At 38.3% G+C, this 21466-nt stretch carries 12 protein-coding genes and 1 tRNA gene; 3 read left to right on the forward strand and 10 right to left on the reverse strand.

Annotated elements, in window-relative coordinates:
• Positions 1 to 50: 50 nt before the first annotated feature.
• Genes ACOALF_RS03250 through ACOALF_RS03260 form a run of 3 tightly spaced genes read left to right on the forward strand, consistent with a single transcriptional unit; the run spans position 51 to position 5353 of the window.
• Positions 51 to 1817, forward strand: a complete 1767-nt coding sequence (locus ACOALF_RS03250) for an AAA family ATPase (protein ID WP_419241081.1) — start codon at positions 51 to 53, stop codon at positions 1815 to 1817.
• 1 nt (position 1818) lies between these two features.
• Positions 1819 to 3585: an AAA family ATPase gene (locus ACOALF_RS03255; protein WP_419241082.1), complete on the forward strand. Its 1767-nt coding sequence runs from the start codon at positions 1819 to 1821 to the stop codon at positions 3583 to 3585.
• A gap of 1 nt (position 3586) precedes the next feature.
• Complete coding sequence (locus tag ACOALF_RS03260) at positions 3587 to 5353, forward strand: AAA family ATPase (protein ID WP_419241082.1); 1767 nt, start codon at positions 3587 to 3589, stop codon at positions 5351 to 5353.
• 39 nt (positions 5354 to 5392) lie between these two features.
• Here ACOALF_RS03260 and ACOALF_RS03265 read toward each other — a convergent pair whose 3' ends face one another.
• From ACOALF_RS03265 to ACOALF_RS03310, 10 genes are all read right to left on the reverse strand, one after another.
• Positions 5393 to 6763, reverse strand: a complete 1371-nt coding sequence (locus ACOALF_RS03265; RefSeq protein WP_419241083.1) for a sodium:solute symporter family protein — start codon at positions 6761 to 6763, stop codon at positions 5393 to 5395.
• Between the two features lie 288 nt (positions 6764 to 7051).
• A complete protein-coding gene (locus tag ACOALF_RS03270) occupies positions 7052 to 8581 on the reverse strand; it encodes a hypothetical protein (protein WP_419241084.1) in 1530 nt (509 codons plus the stop codon).
• A 212-nt stretch (positions 8582 to 8793) separates the two neighbouring features.
• On the reverse strand, positions 8794 to 9282 hold the full coding sequence (locus ACOALF_RS03275) for a glutathione peroxidase (protein WP_419241085.1): 489 nt from the start codon (positions 9280 to 9282) through the stop codon (positions 8794 to 8796).
• A gap of 154 nt (positions 9283 to 9436) precedes the next feature.
• Positions 9437 to 12874 (reverse strand): DNA polymerase III subunit alpha, encoded by a 3438-nt coding sequence (dnaE, locus tag ACOALF_RS03280; RefSeq protein ID WP_419241086.1) that lies wholly within the window; start codon positions 12872 to 12874, stop codon positions 9437 to 9439.
• Between the two features lie 40 nt (positions 12875 to 12914).
• Positions 12915 to 13724, reverse strand: a complete 810-nt coding sequence (locus tag ACOALF_RS03285; protein WP_419241087.1) for an Rpn family recombination-promoting nuclease/putative transposase — start codon at positions 13722 to 13724, stop codon at positions 12915 to 12917.
• 409 nt (positions 13725 to 14133) lie between these two features.
• Entirely contained in the window at positions 14134 to 15531 is a 1398-nt protein-coding gene (locus tag ACOALF_RS03290; RefSeq protein ID WP_419241088.1) for a hypothetical protein, read from the reverse strand.
• A gap of 199 nt (positions 15532 to 15730) precedes the next feature.
• Positions 15731 to 15806: transfer RNA gene (locus ACOALF_RS03295), tRNA-His, on the reverse strand.
• Between the two features lie 262 nt (positions 15807 to 16068).
• On the reverse strand, positions 16069 to 17295 hold the full coding sequence (locus ACOALF_RS03300) for a hypothetical protein (RefSeq protein ID WP_419241089.1): 1227 nt from the start codon (positions 17293 to 17295) through the stop codon (positions 16069 to 16071).
• Positions 17296 to 17454: 159 nt separating this feature from the next.
• Positions 17455 to 18309, reverse strand: a complete 855-nt coding sequence (locus ACOALF_RS03305) for a hypothetical protein (protein ID WP_419241090.1) — start codon at positions 18307 to 18309, stop codon at positions 17455 to 17457.
• 535 nt (positions 18310 to 18844) lie between these two features.
• Positions 18845 to 21454: a UvrD-helicase domain-containing protein gene (locus ACOALF_RS03310; RefSeq protein WP_419241091.1), complete on the reverse strand. Its 2610-nt coding sequence runs from the start codon at positions 21452 to 21454 to the stop codon at positions 18845 to 18847.
• Positions 21455 to 21466 lie beyond the last annotated feature (12 nt).

Genomic DNA, 21466 nt, shown 5'->3' on the forward strand with positions numbered 1-21466 from the left:
GTTGTACACCACGAATATATGCATCATTATACACCTTAAATTTTTTAACCATGCAAAAATTACCGATTGGTGTTAGTAACTTTCAAGAGTTAGTACAAGAGGATTATCTTTTTTGTGATAAGACAGCTATGATTGCTGATTTCCTAAAAAGTGGCGATAAAGTTACTTTAATTGCCCGCCCTCGTCGATGGGGCAAGACACTCAATATGTCTATGTTGCAGCATTTTTTTGCATCAGAGGTGAATGGCCTCAGTACAGCAGGCTTATTTGATGATTTAGCGATTAGCCAGTTAGATGGTGGCAAATACCTTGCGGAATATCAAGGTAAGTATCCTGTGATTATGCTAAGTTTTAAGGATGTCAATGCGGATAGTTTTCAAGGGGCATACAATGCGGTGTATGAGTTGATATTAAAGGTGTATAGTAGCTATACTTATTTATTGAGTAGTGATAAAATCAATGCAGTACAGCTGAATAAATTACGTATTATTCTCAGTAATCAGGCCAATCAACAACAATTAGAATCTGCTTTAGAATTGCTTAGTCAATGCCTCTACCAATACCATGGTCACCGTGTCTATATACTCATAGATGAATACGATACCCCACTCAACAAAGCTTACGGCAATAAGGAATATTTGGATGCTATGGTCGCATTTATGCGTAACCTATTTAGCGCTGCTTTAAAAGATAATGATGCATTAGCAAGGGGTGTTTTAACGGGCATATTGCGTGTTTCTAAGGATAGTATGTTATCTGGGTTGAATAACCTAAAAACGTATACCCTTTTAGATAAAGGTTATAGCCGTCACTTTGGTTTGAGCGAAGGAGAAGTTCAAGATCTATTTACCCAACAAAATCTTTCTACCTGTTTGGATGCAGTAAAAAGCTGGTACAATGGTTATCGAGTAGGAGATTTGGTCATGTATAATCCTTGGTCTATTATCTATTGTTTGAGTGAAGAGGGTCGTTTTGATCTTTATTGGGTCAATACAGGTAATAATGATTTAATTAAGCAGTTGATTTTCTCTTCTAATGACAGCATTAAAGCGCAATTCGAACAATTGATGTGCGGGGAAGCACTAACTGTATCTATCGATAAACATCTTGCTTTTGACCTACTGAATAGAAGTGAAACTGCTTTCTGGAGTTTACTTTTATTTGCTGGCTATTTGACCTTCCAAACCAGTAATCTGAGTTTAGATAGTGATTTATACGACTGTATCGTTAAGATTCCCAATAATGAAATACGTAGACTCTACAATAGATTCTTTACAGAGTGGTTAAGTAGTAAGTTTATGGACCGAGGTGTTTATAATTCTTTTTTAGAACATTTGGTAGTTGGATCCGTATCTCTTTTTGTACAAGCGTTAAGTTTGTTTTTACGCCAAAGTGCTAGTTGTTTTGACACACAATTTTCTAGAAAATCAGAAGGATTTTACCATGGTTTTGTCTTGGCAATGTTGGCTAGTTTGGGTAGAACCCACTATGTAAAATCCAATCGAGAAAGTGGTTTAGGTCGTTATGATCTTTTATTAATCCCTAAAAAAGAAGGTACAAAAGCGTTATTGTTAGAATTTAAGCAGGTACGTAAAGAAGAAGAATTGGAAAGCGCAGCTAGCCTTGCTTTATCGCAAATACAAACACAAGCCTATCATACTGAAATATTACAATATCCACATGTAAAAGAAGTAGTAGAATGCGGTATTGCTTTTTCAGGTAAATCGGTTTTAGCAGCTTATGCTACTTATAATTTAATGCGTAAGCAATCTGGTGCTATTCTGTTAACGAATAAATATGGGCAGGAAGATGAGTAGCATGCAAAAATTACCGATTGGCGTTAGTAACTTTCATAAGTTAGTCTCTAACGATTACCTCTTTTGTGATAAGACAGCCATGATTGCTGATTTCCTAAAAAGTGGCGATGAGGTTACGCTAATTGCCCGTCCTCGTCGTTGGGGAAAGACACTCAATATGTCTATGCTTCAGCATTTTTTTGCATCAGAAGTAAATGGGATAAGTACAGCAGGTTTATTTGATGATTTAGCAATCGGTAAGGTAGATGGTGGTGAATATATTAAGAACCACCAAGGTAAACATCCTGTTATTATGATCAGTTTTAAGGATGTGAATGCAGATAGTTTTCAAGGGGCATACAATGCGGTGTATGAGTTGATATTAGAGGTGTATAGCACATATGCCTACTTATTGAATAGCGATGCAATTAATGAAATACAGTTAGGACAATTACATACTATCCTCAATAAGCAAGCCAATCAACAAGCATTAGAAAAATCTTTAAAGCTCCTTAGCCAATGCCTTTACCAACACCATGCTCAAAAGGTCTATATTCTCATAGATGAATACGATACCCCACTCAACAAAGCTTACGGCAATAAGGAATATTTGGATGCTATGGTCGCATTTATGCGTAACCTATTTAGCGCTGCTTTAAAAGATAATGATGCATTAGCAAGGGGTGTTTTAACGGGCATATTGCGTGTTTCTAAGGATAGTATGTTATCTGGGTTGAATAACCTAAAAACGTATACCCTTTTAGATAAAGGTTATAGCCGCCACTTTGGTTTGAGCGAAGGAGAAGTTCAAGATCTATTTACCCAACAAGATCTTTCTACCTGTTTGGATGCAGTAAAAAGCTGGTACAATGGTTATCGAGTAGGAGATTTGGTCATGTATAATCCTTGGTCTATTATCTATTGTTTGAGTGAAGAGGGTCGTTTTGATCTTTATTGGGTCAATACAGGTAATAATGATTTAATTAAGCAGTTAATTTTCTCTTCTAATGACAGCATTAAAGCGCAATTCGAACAATTGATGTGCGGGGAAGCACTAACTGTATCTATCGATAAACATCTTGCTTTTGACTTACTGAATAGAAGTGAAACTGCTTTCTGGAGTTTACTTTTATTTGCTGGCTATTTGACCTTCCAAACCAGTAATCTGAGTTTAGATAGTGATTTATACGACTGTATCGTTAAGATTCCCAATAATGAAATACGTAGACTCTACAATAGATTCTTTACAGAGTGGTTAAGTAGTAAGTTTATGGACCGAGGTGTTTATAATTCTTTTTTAGAACATTTGGTAGTTGGATCCGTATCTCTTTTTGTACAAGCGTTAAGTTTGTTTTTACGCCAAAGTGCTAGTTGTTTTGACACACAATTTTCTAGAAAATCAGAAGGATTTTACCATGGTTTTGTCTTGGCAATGTTGGCTAGTTTGGGTAGAACCCACTATGTAAAATCCAATCGAGAAAGTGGTTTAGGTCGTTATGATCTTTTATTAATCCCTAAAAAAGAAGGTACAAAAGCGTTATTGTTAGAATTTAAGCAGGTACGTAAAGAAGAAGAATTGGAAAGCGCAGCTAGCCTTGCTTTATCGCAAATACAAACACAAGCCTATCATACTGAAATATTACAATATCCACATGTAAAAGAAGTAGTAGAATGCGGTATTGCTTTTTCAGGTAAATCGGTTTTAGCAGCTTATGCTACTTATAATTTAATGCGTAAGCAATCTGGTGCTATTCTGTTAACGAATAAATATGGGCAGGAAGATGAGTAGCATGCAAAAATTACCGATTGGCGTTAGTAACTTTCATAAGTTAGTCTCTAACGATTACCTCTTTTGTGATAAGACAGCCATGATTGCTGATTTCCTAAAAAGTGGCGATGAGGTTACGCTAATTGCCCGTCCTCGTCGTTGGGGAAAGACACTCAATATGTCTATGCTTCAGCATTTTTTTGCATCAGAAGTAAATGGGATAAGTACAGCAGGTTTATTTGATGATTTAGCAATCGGTAAGGTAGATGGTGGTGAATATATTAAGAACCACCAAGGTAAACATCCTGTTATTATGATCAGTTTTAAGGATGTGAATGCAGATAGTTTTCAAGGGGCATACAATGCGGTGTATGAGTTGATATTAGAGGTGTATAGCACATATGCCTACTTATTGAATAGCGATGCAATTAATGAAATACAGTTAGGACAATTACATACTATCCTCAATAAGCAAGCCAATCAACAAGCATTAGAAAAATCTTTAAAGCTCCTTAGCCAATGCCTTTACCAACACCATGCTCAAAAGGTCTATATTCTCATAGATGAATACGATACCCCACTCAACAAAGCTTACGGCAATAAGGAATATTTGGATGCTATGGTCGCATTTATGCGTAACCTATTTAGCGCTGCTTTAAAAGATAATGATGCATTAGCAAGGGGTGTTTTAACGGGCATATTGCGTGTTTCTAAGGATAGTATGTTATCTGGGTTGAATAACCTAAAAACGTATACCCTTTTAGATAAAGGTTATAGCCGCCACTTTGGTTTGAGCGAAGGAGAAGTTCAAGATCTATTTACCCAACAAGATCTTTCTACCTGTTTGGATGCAGTAAAAAGCTGGTACAATGGTTATCGAGTAGGAGATTTGGTCATGTATAATCCTTGGTCTATTATCTATTGTTTGAGTGAAGAGGGTCGTTTTGATCTTTATTGGGTCAATACAGGTAATAATGATTTAATTAAGCAGTTAATTTTCTCTTCTAATGACAGCATTAAAGCGCAATTCGAACAATTGATGTGCGGGGAAGCACTAACTGTATCTATCGATAAACATCTTGCTTTTGACTTACTGAATAGAAGTGAAACTGCTTTCTGGAGTTTACTTTTATTTGCTGGCTATTTGACCTTCCAAACCAGTAATCTGAGTTTAGATAGTGATTTATACGACTGTATCGTTAAGATTCCCAATAATGAAATACGTAGACTCTACAATAGATTCTTTACAGAGTGGTTAAGTAGTAAGTTTATGGACCGAGGTGTTTATAATTCTTTTTTAGAACATTTGGTAGTTGGATCCGTATCTCTTTTTGTACAAGCGTTAAGTTTGTTTTTACGCCAAAGTGCTAGTTGTTTTGACACACAATTTTCTAGAAAATCAGAAGGATTTTACCATGGTTTTGTCTTGGCAATGTTGGCTAGTTTGGGTAGAACCCACTATGTAAAATCCAATCGAGAAAGTGGTTTAGGTCGTTATGATCTTTTATTAATCCCTAAAAAAGAAGGTACAAAAGCGTTATTGTTAGAATTTAAGCAGGTACGTAAAGAAGAAGAATTGGAAAGCGCAGCTAGCCTTGCTTTATCGCAAATACAAACACAAGCCTATCATACTGAAATATTACAATATCCACATGTAAAAGAAGTAGTAGAATGCGGTATTGCTTTTTCAGGTAAATCGGTTTTAGCAGCTTATGCTACTTATAATTTAATGCGTAAGCAATCTGGTGCTATTCTGTTAACGAATAAATATGGGCAGGAAGATGAGTAGCATGTATTGCTAATTTTTACCACTGCTTTAAACAAGTACTTATTTTTTTCGTTTAGGGCCTAAATAATGTGCAACCATCATAGCTATTCCATTGGCGATCATAGCTATAAAAGCACCATTCATATCTGTAGCTGGCTCAATCCACTTATTCCAAGCTAAAATAGTCAATACTCCTGTAGCCATACCAATCAAAGCAGTATGGGAACCACGCCTAAAACCTAAAACAGCTAAGATAAAAGGCGCCGTTGCGATAGGTATAAAGCAATCAAAACGCAATTTTAGTAAAAAAAATAGATCGCTGCAATAAAAAATTAGTACTGTTGTAATGATGCCTATCAAGAAAGCAGTTGCTTTGGCCAATCGAAGTTGGCGATCATACGGAACTGATTTTGTTTCCATTACACTGTTTACTATATCGTTACTAAACATAACCGAACAGCTGTTTAAGTAAGTATCAGCTGTAGACATAGCCATAGCCACCAAACTCATGATTACAAACCCTTTACAGATGGGCGAAATATGGGCCATTATGTAACCCCAAACCTCTGTAACTGATAGATTTGGTGCAGCTACAAAAGTATATAAGCCCAGTAATATTATAAAAAAAGTTACAAACAAACTTAATAAGCTAGTAAAGAAAAAAACCATACCGGCTTGAAAGCAATCAGCAGACATATAAATTTTTTGTATAATCGGGGGATTTATACTCGATACCAGGCTAGCTAGAAAAAGTGTAAAAATAGCCAATTGTTTGGATTCACATTCAAACAATTTATCGAGTTGAAAATTTTCTTGCGTTGCTAAAAAAGAGCATATTTCAGGTTTGCCAGTTGCCTCAAAAATCGAAAAAGCTAGAAAAGGGATAATCAAAAAAAAGACAAAGGTTTGTGCTACATCTGTAAAAGTAATGATGCGAATACCCCCAATTCGGGCATAGACAAACAGAATTAAGATCACAAAAGTAGTGACGATGCTCGGATGTACCGAACCTATACACATACTGATGGATCGAGACATTACATTAATTTGAATGGCAATAGTAGCAATCGAAAAACAAATGTTCGATAAACTCATAATCATTCTAGGGTATTTACCGTAGACCCGGCCTATACTCTCTGACATAGATAGGTTGCGCATGAATGGCGTCATACGTAGCGCCAACCAACTAATCATCCAGTATGGTAAAAAACTGGTCAGCAATATAAAAAAGACCCAAGAAAGTCCAAAATTATGGATCTGTTCTACGGCAACCATTAGCCTTCCTCCTCCATAGATCAGCGCCAATAGCGTACCTGTTAAAGGAGCTGTATGCAATTCTTGATCTCCTAAAACATATTCCCGAAATGAAGTTGAGATTCTGGTAAAGCAAATCCCAATACCCAGGGTTAAGAGCAAAAAAGCCATTACCATCAGAAGAGAAGTATTAAAAAGACCCATAGACCTAAATAAAATAACTGGATTTGAACCATACCCTATACAATATGGATAAAGTAATATATAGGCGAGATAACATTTTTATGTTTATAATCAACATAAATTGTATAAAACGATTAGAGGTTTGATCATATAAATGATTTTCTGTTGTCTACATTTCATAAGACCCATTCAAATGGCAATTCTAAGAAATTTTTATAATAAAATCAAGGGGTTTTACCTGTTTTTAGAAAGCTCCATTTTGAATAGAGCGGCTCCATTTTTTTAGGCGTATGCTTCTTCATATCCGGAATCGTAGCATGGCTCTATGAGTTGTATCAACTGCTGCATTTCTTCTGCTTGCTTGATCATTTCTTTTACTTCCTCTATTATTTTTTCTACTTGCTTGATTATTTCTTTTGCTTCCTTAATCATTTTTTCTGCTTCTGGTCGTATTTCTTTTTCTAACCTGCTGGCTAAGTCTTGTATACCATTTACTTTTTGTATCAGTCTGCTTAATGATTCTTGATTGGCTATTAGAGGTGCTATATTAGGTCTTAAATCGTTATTATTAATAATTAAGTTTTCCAAATCTTCTTCTATTTGGTCTAACTTCTCTAATTTTTCTAATGATTGATTTGCTTTTGTTAGTCTATCTTTTAAATTTAATGCGCTATCTTTTAACTTGGTGATATTATTTAATTGCTTTGCCTGCATCTCCTTTACTTGCATGGCATTTTTAGTCAATAATTCTTTTGGATTGTAATCTGTAGGTTGTAATTTTAGCATATATTCTATGTACTCCAAGGAATCTATCAATAAGAAGGCCTGTTGGTAGAATGCATCTAATGATAAACTTAATGATAGATACTTAGGTATATTCTTGTTTTGGTCGTATACAGTTGTTGCTAATTTTTCTATTGCTATGGTAGCTTGAGTGATATCTTTAGTAAATGCTTTGTTGTCTAACTGCTCATATCCTTCTGTTCCTGCTTCTAAATTTGAAATGTGCGTTAACGCTGATTCGATTTCTTGGCTTGATAATGGCGTTATTGTATTTTGTAATGTATCGTCTAATAATTGCCTGATTGTTTTTTGTAATGCATCGTTTGATAGACAAACTGTTTTGCGCTTCATTATCTCTATTACTTCTTTTTGTAGGGTTATGAATGTTTTTATATAGTTTGATGTGTTCGAACAAAGAGATCTTGTATAAGTCGCGTCTGTGTCGGGCTGCCTTTGTTCTGTTTCCTTCGTTGATTCCTGATTGGCGTTGGCAGCAATAGAATGATCCTGAGCAGGTGCATTATTACCCTTAGGTTGAGCCAAAGCATCTAATAGCTGATCGTTTTTTAAGGATGATCTTTCTGATTCAGCATCAGGTCCTATGCCGCTGTCTATTGATGATTGTCTTGATAGAGCGCTGGAATGATAAAACTGATGAATAGTGTCATTGTTTCTTTTATAAAGAGGATTAGGATCTGTTATATTGTTGTAGCTGCCCAGACCATTGATACCTTTAGTAGGTTGCTGTGCAAGTTTCTTTTCTGTGTTTTGTCTAGAATTATTCAATGGCCTGATTGCTTGATGCTTATGGGTTGTGTTGGGCCGTTCTTTATTGTTTTTTGAACGACACGTGAACCCTACAGCGCATAGCAGACAAGCGGGACATGCTATAATAAAAAAAAGGGTAGATAGAAGCTTTTGAAGAGAGAAACGGGTGGGCATCGCCAGAGCTATATTGGTCTTATTACAGTTTGAATCGCCCCTATAGGGGGGGGTATGGTCAGAGGTACTATGGGTATTATATTCCATTTTAGTGAAGTTTTAAACTTACAAAAACAAGGCCATACTTGTTCTTAAATCATATATTTTTTTACTTAGAATTCCAAATTTTTGCAATTCTGTAACTATAATCTACTGGGTTTTAGGCTTAAAAGTATAACTGTAAAGAATTGATTGAAAAGTCATTATGGTGTAAAAAGCCATTGCTTATGTGGAGCGCATAAGCGGAAGGGAATGACGCGTTATCCGTTATCTAGTGCAGCCTCTACTGCTTCTATTACCTTTGGGGCTAGCGGGTCTGTTGTAGAGGAAAACCATGTAATGAGTTGGCCATCTTTTCCTATCAAATACTTATGAAAGTTCCATTTTGGACGACCTAATAAAGAGACTTGTGTAGCCGCCCATGCATAAAATGGATGAATGGCTTTGCCACGAACAGCGGTTAGCTGCGTAATAGGAAAGCTTACTACACTACATTTGTTTTGTACAGCAGCTGCGATATCAGCAGGTAGATCGGATTCTTGCTTGCCAAAGCTTTGAGAGGATACACCCAACACGGTAAAGCCCTTGGCGTGATAACGATCGTGTAGCTTTTGTAGTGCCTCAAACTGCCGGGCAAAGCCACAGCGTGAGGCAGTGTTGACGACTAAAACAACTTGAGGTACGCCATTACAAAGATGAAAGGTAGTGCCATCTAATAAGGTAAAAGAAAAATTTTTAGGGCTGTTCATATGCATATTAATCTTTTATGTTCAATTTTTGTGCAATACTGTTTATATACGTCTGTATAGATGCCAAAAAATTGGTTTAAAAATGTCTTCTTTAAATTTAAGCTTTAAATATTAAAATGCAAAACGAAATAACCAATAGATCAGCTATAAATCATTAAGTAGATAGATAAAAATCTATAGCGTGCTCGTTGAGTAGCTCAAATAGTGCATTGTTGAGTGCGACACGGTATTGGGTAGAGAGGGTGGGAATGGTGATTTGGTCTTCATCATCTATAATGGATAGCTTTACAAAAAATTTGCCTGGATGCTGTTTGATAGAAGCTTCTAATGCATCAACCAATGATGGGTTGATATGGTGTTGTTTGAGTGTTAAATGGATGCCTTTGGCCATTCTTTCCCGCATCTCTTCTAGGAGATGAATGGTTTGGGGCTTAAAGGTTTGTGTTTCTTGCTTGCCATAGCGTGGGGCTACATGGCCTGTTAGGAAGAGGAGTTTACCGGCTTCTAATAGATGTTTGTGTTTTAAATAGTCTTCCCCAAAAAGCGCAAAATTAAATGAACCATGGTAATCATCTAATGTGAGCAATGCAAAGGCATTGCCTTTGCCATTTTGTTTAATGGTAGCATCCGTAAGTATACCGGCTATGGTTACTGCTTTGCGACTGGTAGCTAATATATTTTGTGTGGTTACATTGCAGAAGCTTGCTATATCTATTTTAAATGGATCCAATGGATGGCCAGAGATATAAAAGCCGACCAACTCCTTCTCGATACGCAATTGTTCCAATGGTTCATAAGGTGCACAGTCAACGGGTTCTGGCTTTTTAATTTGGCTATAGCCACTGGCTGCAAAGAGCGATTGAAGGGCCTCCATCCGCTCTTTTTGGATGCGGTTGCGGTATTGGATTACTTTTTCTATAAAGCTGCTGCCGGCTGCTTCATAGACATATTGTCTTCTGTGTACCCCTTTAAAGGTATCAAAGGCACCCGATAAGGCAAGCGACTCCATGGTTTTTTTATTGACGCTTTTCAGTTGGATGGACTCGATAAAATCAAAAATATCCTCAAAAGCGCCTTTCTGCGCCCTTGCTGCTATAATGGCGGTAACGGCTGCTTCACCCGCTCCTTTAATGGCGCCTAATCCAAATCTGATTTCTTTATGAAGACCGGCACTAAAATTGACTTGACTTTTATTGATATCGGGCCCTAATACAGAGAGTCCTTGCTGGCGGCTTTCTTCCATAAAGAAAGCAATTTTTTCAATATCGCCTTGGTTGTGGGTTAATACAGCGGCCATATATTCGGTAGGATAATGGGCTTTTAAATAAGCGGTTTGGTAGGCAATCAGGGAATAGGCTGCTGCATGGGAACGGTTGAAACCATATTGGGCAAATTTTTCCATGATTTCAAAGACGGCTAATGCTTTTTCTTTAGGGATCTGATGTTTTTGGGCGGCGCCTGTTACAAAGATATCGCGTTGCCTAGCCATTTCTGCTGCATTTTTTTTACCCATGGCTTTACGGAGTAAATCGGCACCACCTAGGGTATAGCCTGCCATGCGTTGTGCGGTTTGTATGATCTGTTCTTGGTAAATCATAATGCCATAGGTGGGCTTTAGAATGGATTCTAAAAGGGGATGGGGGTATTCAATGGCTTCTTTGCCATGTTTGCGGGCAATAAAATTAGGAATAAACTGCATGGGGCCTGGCCTATAGAGGGCATTCATGGCAATCAGCTCTTCCATAGTGGTGGGTTGCAGTTTCATCAGCCATTGGCGCATGCCTTCTGATTCAAATTGGAAGGTGCCTTTGGTATTACCGGATTGGTATAGTTGAAAGGCAATAGGGTCGTCTAATGGTATCTCATCTATATTTATGGAAACGTTTCTGTTTTGCTGGATCAATAGCAGCGCATCTTTAATGATACTCAGTGTCTTGAGCCCTAAAAAGTCCATTTTTAACATGCCGGTCCCTTCTAATACTGATCCGTCATATTGGGTAACCAATAGGTCTGAATTTTTATCTGTTTTTACGGGGATGTATTCTACAATATCGTCGGGGGCAATGATGATGCCTGCTGCGTGGATACCTGTATGGCGCACCAGTCCTTCTAATCTTTCAGCTAAATCGAGCACTTTACCTTCTGGCGTAGTAAGGGCTTTTTTGATTTCAGCGAGTTCTTTTACTTCCTCAAAGGCTTCTGATAAGGTAATGCCTAATTTGTCTGGTATCAACTTGGTCATATAGTTGGCTCGCGCCAAAGGCACACCCAAGACACGTGCTACATCGCGTATGGCCGACTTAGCGGCCATGCTACCAAAGGTAATAATCGAGGCTACTTGGTTTTTACCATATTTTTGAATCACATAATCAATTACTTTTTTACGACCTTCATCGTCAAAGTCTACATCTATATCGGGCATAGAGACCCGTTCTGGATTTAAAAAGCGTTCAAAAAGGAGATTGTAGCGCAGGGGGTCTATTTTGGTGATGCCTATACAGAAGGCAACGAGTGAGCCTGCTACGGAGCCTCTTCCTGGCCCTACGATGACGTCTAGGGTTACCGCGGCCTGAATAAAGTCTTGTACAATTAAAAAATAGCCGGCAAAACCGGTTTGGGCAATAATGGCTAGTTCATAGTTGAGTCTGCTTTCTACTTCTTCAGAAATGGTTCCATACTTAACACGGGCGCCGGAAAAGGCCAAATGGGTGAGGTAGCGGTTGGGATCTGAAAATCCACTGGGCAGTTGAAAAATAGGCAGTAGTACATCACGGGTCAAGGAGGGGGTTTCTATTTTTTCTATCAATGTCTGGGTATTGGTAATTGCCGCTGGGACATCTGAAAAAAGCTGCGCCATCTCTACTGGCGACTTTAAAAAGAATTGATCGTTGCTAAAACGCATTCGATTGGGATCGTTGTAGTCTTTCCCGGTCTGTAAGCAGAGCAATACATCTTGGGCAAGGCTGTCTTGTTGCGCAATGTAGTGGACATCATTGGTAGCGATGACTTTTACATTATATTTTTCAGCCCAGCGGAGCAATAGGGCATTGCAGATTTCTTGTTCTTTGATGCCATGTCTTTGCAGTTCTATGTAGTAGTCTTCACCAAATAGCTCCAACCATTCTACAAAAATCTTTTCAGCAGCTGCTTCACCATGGCGTATAATGGTTTTAGGAATTTCTGCACCCAGGCAACAGGTAGTGGCGATGAGGCCTTCTTTATATTGTTTGAGTAAAGCTTTATCGATGCGGGGTTTGTAATAATAGCCTTCTAAAAAACCTAGCGAACATAATTTGGTAATGTTTTGATAGCCTATGGCATTTTTGGCCAACAACAACTGATGGTAACGGGTTTTATCTTTATGGTCATGCCGATCAGCTGCCATATAGAACTCGCAGCCTATAATGGGTTTTACTCCTTCTTTAGCGGCTGTAGCTACAAATTGGGGCACGCCAAACATATTGCCATGGTCTGTAATGGCTAATGCATTCATTCCCAACTGTTTATTGGCTGCTACCAAACGTGCTACTTTGGCGGCTCCATCCAATAGGGAGTATTCTGTATGGCAATGTAAATGGCAAAAGTGATGCATGGTTAAAGGATATGATCTATGGGCCCTAAGGGCTAATTTGTTATATAAGTTCCTGGATATGCGCTTTCGACAAACCAGTAAGGTGGATGACCTCTTTGGATCCCTCTTCTTTTGCTTGTTTTTGCAATTTTTCTATTGTATTGGCTTCTATTCTCCACCATTTTAAGCGGTCTTCATAGTAGATTCTTTCCTCATCGGTAAGGTACATTGTCTCTAAAACATGCAAAGCCTTCTTGAGGCTGCTGTTCGCCAATGGTTGGGGTAAGTTGTCTTTATGGAGTAAGTCGTGACGGGTAAGAAAAGCAGTCCAAATGTCTAAAGAGGTTTTTATCTTTGTCAATAAGGTGTTGAGATTTTCATTGGGATCATTACTGAACTTAGAAAGTTCTATGGTATGCAATTCTAAATTGGTAAAGTAGGGCAGACCGTTTTCTTCTTCTGTGATATGGAATGTATTATGATACTTCTTGCTATCTGCGATAGACATAAAGTGAAGGATATGAATGGCTATGGCTTTATGTAGGGTAGAGTAGGGTTGGGAAGCTTTTAATTTATCGGCATAGCGCTTGGCCCAATGATATAAGGCAGGCTTGTCATAATCTGCATGATCGATGATTTGGATTTCTATATTAAATTTTTTACCTGTTTCACCTATTGCTTTTATATCTAGTATAGATAGGTTATCATTTATAAAATTTTTTGGGTTATAGGGGTTGGGTAGGGTAACCTCTACGACTTGATCTTCTGGCGCAACGGTAGCATTTATTAAGGCAATCAGGAGATCCTTATTTTCTTCTATACCAAATATTTTTTTGAAGACTAAGTTTATTTTTGGGGTACTCTTTTCCATAGCGTATATTTTTTGATGATATAGGACTCGACATACAAGATACATCGTTTTTATGGAATTTGGTTTAGCTGCTCTTTGCCCGTGTTCTGCCAATGGCGTCAACTTAAGGAAACGCTATGCTAGCTCAGAGATGCAAATGGATTGTTTGTATACTCCAGTGCCGCTGTAAAATAGAAAAAACACGTCTTTTCATTGTAGCTATGCTACAAAACAAGAAAACCCCCGTCCATTGTAAAAAGGGGTAGGCGTATCATCCTATTTATCAGGCAAAAAATTCAATATAAATGCTTTAAGTTGACGCTATTGCGTGTTCTGCCGTCCGCCGATAAAGCATGAGGCACGCAGTAGTTTGCTTAGGGCTTATATTTGCCATAGTATTAACCCTCAATACCCTTAAAAGGTATGGCTTTTATTGTTTTTTTTTAGAAGTATTAGTCTCTTTCAGTTGATTGTTGATTCTTGTTTTGATTGTACTTAATGCGTTATCTACATTCGATACATTTTTAATGTTATTAAGTTCAGTTAAAAGTTTATTTCTCTTAGTATTTTGGTCACTTTTGGGATCTTGTAAAACAGATTCTATAGACTTGAGCTGTTCAATATCTATACCATTAACAAACGTGCTAATAGCTTTAATTACATTCTTATACTGTTTCTTGTTGTATGCTAATAGGTTTTGTAAACTATTTTTTATTTCTTCTTTTTCTTTTACTACTGAGTCAGGGCTCTGGTCAGTATCATTTTGATTAGTTGTGCTATTGTCATTGTCATTATTTTTACTTGAAGCAACCTCTATTACAGGAGATGAGCTAGCTGATATTGTTTCAGGATTTTTTACATTTTCTGCATAATTTGCATTATTATTATCTTGATTTTCTTCAGAAAATGCCCCCGGCCTTCCTTCTTCAGAACCTCCTTTATCACTTTGATCAGAACCCTTCCCAGCTTCCCCCGACTTTCTTTCAGAACCCTCTCCAACACTTGTACTAGCACCTTTCCTAGGTCCCTCCACCTTTCCTTCAGGACCTTTTCCACCACTTGCACTAGAACTCTCCTCAGCTACCCCCGAGCCTTCTTCAGAACCTCCTTTATCACTTGTATCAGAACTCTTCTCAGGCTCCCCAGACCCTCCTTTAGAATCTGTTTTACCACCACTTGAATTAGGATTCTTCCCATCTACCCCCGGCTCTTTTTTACCAGCTGACTTATCACTTCTTTTTAGCTCTTCTTCCTCAATTGAGTGGATGGCATCGTAGAATATAGGCAAGGCATTATCCATTAATGGCCTTGAGGCTGTTATCACTTCTTTCCATAAAGTTGTCGCTTGCTCGAGAAGAGGCTGTAATGCTGTCTGATCTTGAGCAGAAAGTTTCTGAAACTTTTCTCGGTGGTTAGTTAACTGAGCCAACTCGTTTTCGTTCTTTTGCTTCACCCTATTAAACTGAGGATTTATAAGCTTTAGTTGAACATCTTTAAGATACCCTTGATATACTGTATAAAGCTCCTGAATTGTCTTTATATTTTGCTGACCACCTGCTTTTTCAGATTTGGGGTTTTTCTTACCGAAAGCTTTTTCTAGCTTAGAATAAGCTTCTTTTGCTTCCGATTCCTTTTTAAGGCAATCAGATAACTCTTGAAGTTCCTTAGAAGATAGCTTAAAAAGTTTCTCCTGAAACGCCGTATCGAACTTGCTTTTAATAAATGCTTCAGGTACATGTGGGAATGCTTTAGCAGATTTATCCTTACAGTAGCTTTCTAGTATACCTGTTATAAGTTTTTGTTTGCGCGCTCCATCAGACTTTTCCATACCTTTTGGTATGGTTACAGGTCCAATAATATTTAGCAATGATCTAGATGTAGAATCCTTTTTGCCCCCCGAGCAGCATGTCATAGATACACCCACTAAACTAAATAAAACAATTGTTTTACAGATACTTTTTATATGATTCATAATTAATAGCATTAAGATGCGTTTACTTAAAATAGTATATAAACTGTATTAAAACGGGTGAAAGACGGGATTCGAACCCGCGACCCTTGGTACCACAAACCAATGCTCTAACCAGCTGAGCTACATTCACCATATACAACTAGCCTTATATAGCCATTCGGCTAATGGACCTCTTTGAAAACCTTTTTCTGATACCCATTTTGGCGCTAAATTTTGTCTATACTCCTCAAATATAGCTAGTATTTTGCGGTGCTCGACTGCGTTTCTCTTAAAAGGTGTGCCCCACAAATAGGCTCTCAAAGAGGTCTAATAAAGAACCAGATTCCCAAATTTAAACAAAAAAATAAAAATTTCAAAAAATAGGCGTTATCCTAGGGTAGGATCTCTTTATTGTTATGCTGATGCAGAGTCAGCCATAATGAGCATAGCCACAAAAGCCAATAGCGCTATATAACAGGCAGGCGCTATGGGGCTATTATAGCTATAAAAAAGGTAGAAACAGATCGCCGCAGCAGGCTTTCCAAACAAACTGCTGCCCAAGACTGTAGCGAATCCTATTGTGGCATAAGGTGTTGCGCTAGCTACTTGCTCTTTGGCCCAAATCGTTAAAAAGCAGCTAAAGACTACGCCCCAAAAGATCAGCCAACAACGTACAACGGTTACATAAGCCATAGAGGCCTCTGGTAATCCGGCAAAAAGAGGAATAATCGATAAAGCAACCAAGCCACTGGCTATGGCCATAAGGTTGTTGTGATCATAGTTGTGTGCCACTTTAGCGATCCAACCAATTAATATGATATCTAATACCATAAAAATAGGAAGGTATTGCATCATAGTGGAATAGCTAATCGTGGTGACCATGGGCACAAAACTATTCATAAATAGAAAAGGAATCGTATAAGCAACGTAACCAAATCCAGCCACTATAGCGATGCGCATAATAGGCTGACGTGCTTGCCAAAGTTGTAGATATAGGTTTTTTTTTTGTTCCATAGGGTGGCAACATGTTTCCATATCTGTTGTCCTAAATCTACAGCGCACATTCAATAGCGTTACTAGCGCTGCGATTAAAAAGGGCAAACGCCAGTAGGGTAGGGGGTCTTTGATCCATGCCAGACAGCTGCCTACTGCTCCAGCAGATAAAATACCCACCATAGTAGAGGCTTCATACCATGCGGAAAGTTTTTTAGCCCGTTTCATCGTCAGCTCTTTCAGCAGGTAGATTTTAGCAATGTTTCCTTCTCCTGCTGCACATGACTCTGCACAGGTTCTAGCCATCAGCAACCAGACGATACTCCATATCGATCCCTCTGGATAGACTGGTAAGCAGCCCATAACCATTAAACTGATGCCTATACCCAAAAGCGTATGGCGCAATACAATACTTTCTGCTCTGTTTTGGGCCATTTTGCTAAAAACAAGCAATCCAACTGGCTTGGCTACAAAGGAAATGAGCAAAGGACTATACCCCCCTATCAACTGGACTACTAGCGCTTTTTTCGGGAAAAAAAGCGGTGCAATAATCGGAACCAAATAACCATATAAAGCATTGTCAAAATGCATTAGGGCATTGGCGATTACTATGGATAGTTGTGGTTTGGATATAAATTTTTGCTTCATCTATGATAGGATCAGATTTTCTTTATCACGTAAAAATAATGAATCATTTAAAATATGCCCATTCATTTGACGTTTGACGCTATTGGCTCATAAGCTACCTTTATATATTAGCTGATACACTTAATCCTACTTACTGCTGACGCTTATATAGCGCTTTCATCATGTAATATAGTCCTTCAGATCTATTGATCTATCTTTCTTTTTAAGGAAATTGAAGAAGTCATCTTTGATCGCATCAGATCCTGAACAAACTACAAGTGGCAAAAGAACGTGAATGGTTTGCAAGTAAGATGTGAAGTTCGAGTAGAAATCAGAGTAAAATGTATCTTGATCAATGGTATTAAAATATTTCAATAATAATATTTTTAGGTAAGTCATCTCTTCATTGTAGTGCGGATAGACTTCTTTGTTAAAGGATTGCTCAAAATGCGTTAATCTTTCATATAATTTTTTTTTGTCTAGTTTGCTTTGCAATAGACTGTCTATGACCTCCGAGATCATCTTGAGACACTTTTGCTTGTATGCTTCAGGAATTTTTCTGAAACTTTTATGGATTAGAAACAAACCTTCCGGATCTTTTCTAAATATTTCTTCCTCATTTCCAAAAACTTGTTTGCCCTGCTGCCAAATTTCTTGTGCTTTTTTAGCAGCTGGCTTCCCCTCCGGCCCAAGGAAAGGTAGCTTATCATGCTGGAGAATATAGTTATAAAGATCTGAAATTAGTATGCCAATATTACCGATATCTTCAAAATCAAGTACTAAGCTAGTATAATATCCTTCCCAGCGTTTACGGTTTATTTTGTTAAAGGAATATTCTTTTGCGTGTTGATCTGCATATTCATCTGCCTTGCGCATGTATGCATCCATGAGCTGCTCTGTCTTATTTGTTCTTTCATGATCCATAACTGGCTCCTGTTTACTGGTACTTGGATGATCCATATCCATATTATAGACCGTAAGCTTACCTAACCCACTACACGATGCCACCAGTGGCAATAAAAACAGCATATGCATGACCATGATCTAGACCTAATTTTAGATGAATTAAACTATTGAATTATATAATAATATAAATAAATAATAGGATTATATTAAATAAATTTGTAAAAAGCAAATAAATTGGGTAGTTACTCAGGAAAGGGTTGATAGGCTATTTTTTTTGCTTCATAAAGCAGTAAGGAAAGGAATGGTAGATGCTAAATGGAAAGGGCTTGAGTGGTTATAATGGATAGAGGTTCAACGGTGTTTATTTGCTTTTTATTAAAAAATTTCCGATCCTAGCACTTGATGCGTTGAAAAAGCATTCTCCAAACCTATATGAAGAAAATAATGATGGCCACACTGTTATGGATGTAGTAGTAACATTGCATTCAGATGAAGTCCCGATAAAAAACAGTTCGTTGCATTATTTTACTGTGTGCCAAATTTTTTATCAACCGAAACCAGAGCGCCGGAAACCAAAACGCGGCTATAAAAAGATAGCCATACGAACGGCTTATTTAGGTCTATCAGCTCGGGGTATAACTACAAAAAAGCAGCTCAATACAAATCATCTAAAAGAAAACCTAGTACCTAGATCCGTTTCTTGTACCTCAACTGCCCATGGCACCTCTGCCAACGTTTGGTAGATTACATCAGCAATCGTAGCCATGCCTTTGTTTTGCCCTGGAAGAGGCGCCATCACATAGAGCTGCGCTTCTGCCCTTGTAAAAGCCACATAAAGTAGGTTCAGGTTATCTAGATAGATTTGCATCTGCTCTAGGTAATAGTCTTGTGCATAATCCGTTTCTTTTAAATCTGTGCCATAGCTCACTGGCCATATCGGAAAAAAATCAGGCTGTGGATGATTGACACTCCATAATATCGGTCCATTTGGATGGTCCAAACCCCAGCTGCAGAAAGGCATAACCACCACTTTAAATGCGAGCCCCTTAGACTGGTGGATGGTCATTACCCTAGTCCTATTTTCATCCTGGCTGGTGGGCAGCTTTATCGTTCGACCTCTTTTTTCCCACCAAGCTAAAAATGCCTCTATAGAAGCAGCTTCTGTAAGCGAAAAATTTAAAACCATGCTTTGAAAAAAAGCCAATACATCCCCAAAACCATGAGGTGGTCTAAACAAACAATTGATCAGCAGCGCTACACAGCTATAAACAGATAGATTTTTTAAAAAGTCTTTTTGTGCCCAAAAAGATCGAGGCAATAACCTTTCCATACCATTTGAACCCTCTACTGCTTGGCGAAATCTATCATGGTGCCCCATACCTGAATCCTTTCCCATACAACTACAATAGGCCTCTATCCAGGCGACCCTGTTTATCAAATCATCTTCATCGTTAAGATAATACAATGCATGTATCAATACTTTTATCGCTATATGGTTCCATAAAGCATAGGCATGATCCGATTGTACCTTATATGGACCAGTAGTATGGTTAAACAAACCCGTCAGCAAGGTCGCTTCACTATTGTTCCGAACCAATAGAACAATATCTCTTGCTGGAACGCCCTCTTTTTGCAACTTTTCTAGCAACGCTACCAATGCTTTTTGCGCTTGCGTTTGCCAAGCCACTGGATGACCCTCTGTTGGTTCAGGTTTCAGCAAAAGAAGTTCTACATAGCCCCCTTTGTGCGCCTCTGCTTTTTGCGCTACCTCATCATACACCTGTCGCATTTGGGCCAACTCGTAGGGCAATGGATCAATAGAAGGAAAAGTTGATTCAAGGTAATCAACCAACTGGCTTGCGGCTTTTTTAAAGAAATGATTATTAAATAATACAATCGCCTTTTGGCTGCGTCTATTGCTAGTTAAACTGTAAAGGCTACTTTCTTTATATTCCGCTTCTACCTGGTGGTTTAAAATTTTCCAATTGCTGCCCCGCCAACGGTAAATAGATTGTTTCACATCGCCTACTAATACACTCGTATAGCCTTGTGCCAAACTGTTGTGCAACAATGGCTTGATGTTCATCCATTGGAAAAGAGAAAGATCTTGAAACTCATCTATAAGAAAATGATGAAATTGATTGCCTATTTTTTCATATAAGAAAGGGATATCATTCTGCTGAATGGTTTGGTAGAGCAAGGCAGAAATATCTGACATAAATAAAAGATTGTGTTTCGCTCTATACGCTTCTAGCCCTATCAGTAAGGCCCCTATCATACCAAAAGCATAGGTAAAACGAGTCCCTACTACTCCGGTTCTATAGGCTAAGCCTTCTTCTGCATATAAGGTGATGGCTTCCATAAGTAAAGGATGAAGTGCGTGCTTTACTACACTAGCAATATGTGCGGCTTCATTGGTTTTGGACCTACTGTACCAACTTTTTAGTTCATTGCTTCCTATAAGCGCACGTTTGGTGGGTTGGAAGCCCTTTTTACTGGCTAATTTTAAAAAATAACCTATTACCCCTTTGGTACCATAGCTAAAATCTTCTGGTGTAAAGCCTTCTTGTTTGAGCAGGTTTAGCGCATTTTGACCTATCTTTTGCATCTTGTGTTCAAAGGCATGCAACGATTTTTGTGTGGCCAATAGAGCCCCAGACCATATTTCTTGCTGCTGAAAAGCAGTTAATAATCTTTTTTCATGTATCTTAAATGACGCATCAAAAAGGGCTTTGCCCAGTTCCTGAATGTTGCTTTTAACATTCCAGCTTTTACCAGCTACTAGTTTGGTTAATGCAAAGTCCACGATCCATTTTTGTAGAAATGGGTCATCTAAGTTACATAGCGCTTCTATCGTTTCTTGTAAAGCGAGTGGCTCATCCATCTCGATGGAAAAATGGTCCGGCAGCCCAAGTGATTGGGCAAAGGATTGAATGATCTTATAGAAGAAACTATCAATGGTGGTCACTGAAAAATCACCATACTGATAGACCATCATCGATAATACTTCTTTGCTGCGCAGCTGCAGTTGAGTGGGCGTCCATCCTGTTTGGCATAGCCTTTCTTGTAGCACCTTTTCTTCTCCAATAGATAGGCGATATAGGTAGGCTAGAATCCGTTCCTTCATCTCTTGGGTTGCGCGATTGGTAAAGGTTACCGCTAGGATATGCTTAAAAGCATCTGGATAACGTAGGGCCCATTCAATATAATGGGTGACCAATGTGTGGGTTTTTCCAGAACCTGCAGAGGCACGATAGATGAGCAATTGGGCCATAAGATGCGTTGG

This window comes from Cardinium endosymbiont of Nabis limbatus, from assembly GCF_965196625.1.
In the GTDB taxonomy this organism is placed as follows: Bacteria; Bacteroidota; Bacteroidia; order Cytophagales; family Amoebophilaceae; genus Cardinium.

What these genes read in the sequence shown, in the direction of transcription:
- ACOALF_RS03250 (WP_419241081.1), top strand. Translation starts at nt 51, where the DNA reads ATGCAAAAATTACCGATTGGTGTTAGTAACTTTCAAGAGTTAGTACAA.
- ACOALF_RS03255 (WP_419241082.1), top strand. Translation starts at nt 1,819, where the DNA reads ATGCAAAAATTACCGATTGGCGTTAGTAACTTTCATAAGTTAGTCTCT.
- ACOALF_RS03260 (WP_419241082.1), top strand. Translation starts at nt 3,587, where the DNA reads ATGCAAAAATTACCGATTGGCGTTAGTAACTTTCATAAGTTAGTCTCT.
- ACOALF_RS03265 (WP_419241083.1), bottom strand. Translation starts at nt 6,763, where the DNA reads ATGGTAATGGCTTTTTTGCTCTTAACCCTGGGTATTGGGATTTGCTTT.
- ACOALF_RS03270 (WP_419241084.1), bottom strand. Translation starts at nt 8,581, where the DNA reads ATGGAATATAATACCCATAGTACCTCTGACCATACCCCCCCCTATAGG.
- ACOALF_RS03275 (WP_419241085.1), bottom strand. Translation starts at nt 9,282, where the DNA reads ATGAACAGCCCTAAAAATTTTTCTTTTACCTTATTAGATGGCACTACC.
- dnaE (WP_419241086.1), bottom strand. Translation starts at nt 12,874, where the DNA reads ATGCATCACTTTTGCCATTTACATTGCCATACAGAATACTCCCTATTG.
- ACOALF_RS03285 (WP_419241087.1), bottom strand. Translation starts at nt 13,724, where the DNA reads ATGGAAAAGAGTACCCCAAAAATAAACTTAGTCTTCAAAAAAATATTT.
- ACOALF_RS03290 (WP_419241088.1), bottom strand. Translation starts at nt 15,531, where the DNA reads ATGGAAAAGTCTGATGGAGCGCGCAAACAAAAACTTATAACAGGTATA.
- ACOALF_RS03300 (WP_419241089.1), bottom strand. Translation starts at nt 17,295, where the DNA reads ATGAAGCAAAAATTTATATCCAAACCACAACTATCCATAGTAATCGCC.
- ACOALF_RS03305 (WP_419241090.1), bottom strand. Translation starts at nt 18,309, where the DNA reads ATGCATATGCTGTTTTTATTGCCACTGGTGGCATCGTGTAGTGGGTTA.
- ACOALF_RS03310 (WP_419241091.1), bottom strand. Translation starts at nt 21,454, where the DNA reads ATGGCCCAATTGCTCATCTATCGTGCCTCTGCAGGTTCTGGAAAAACC.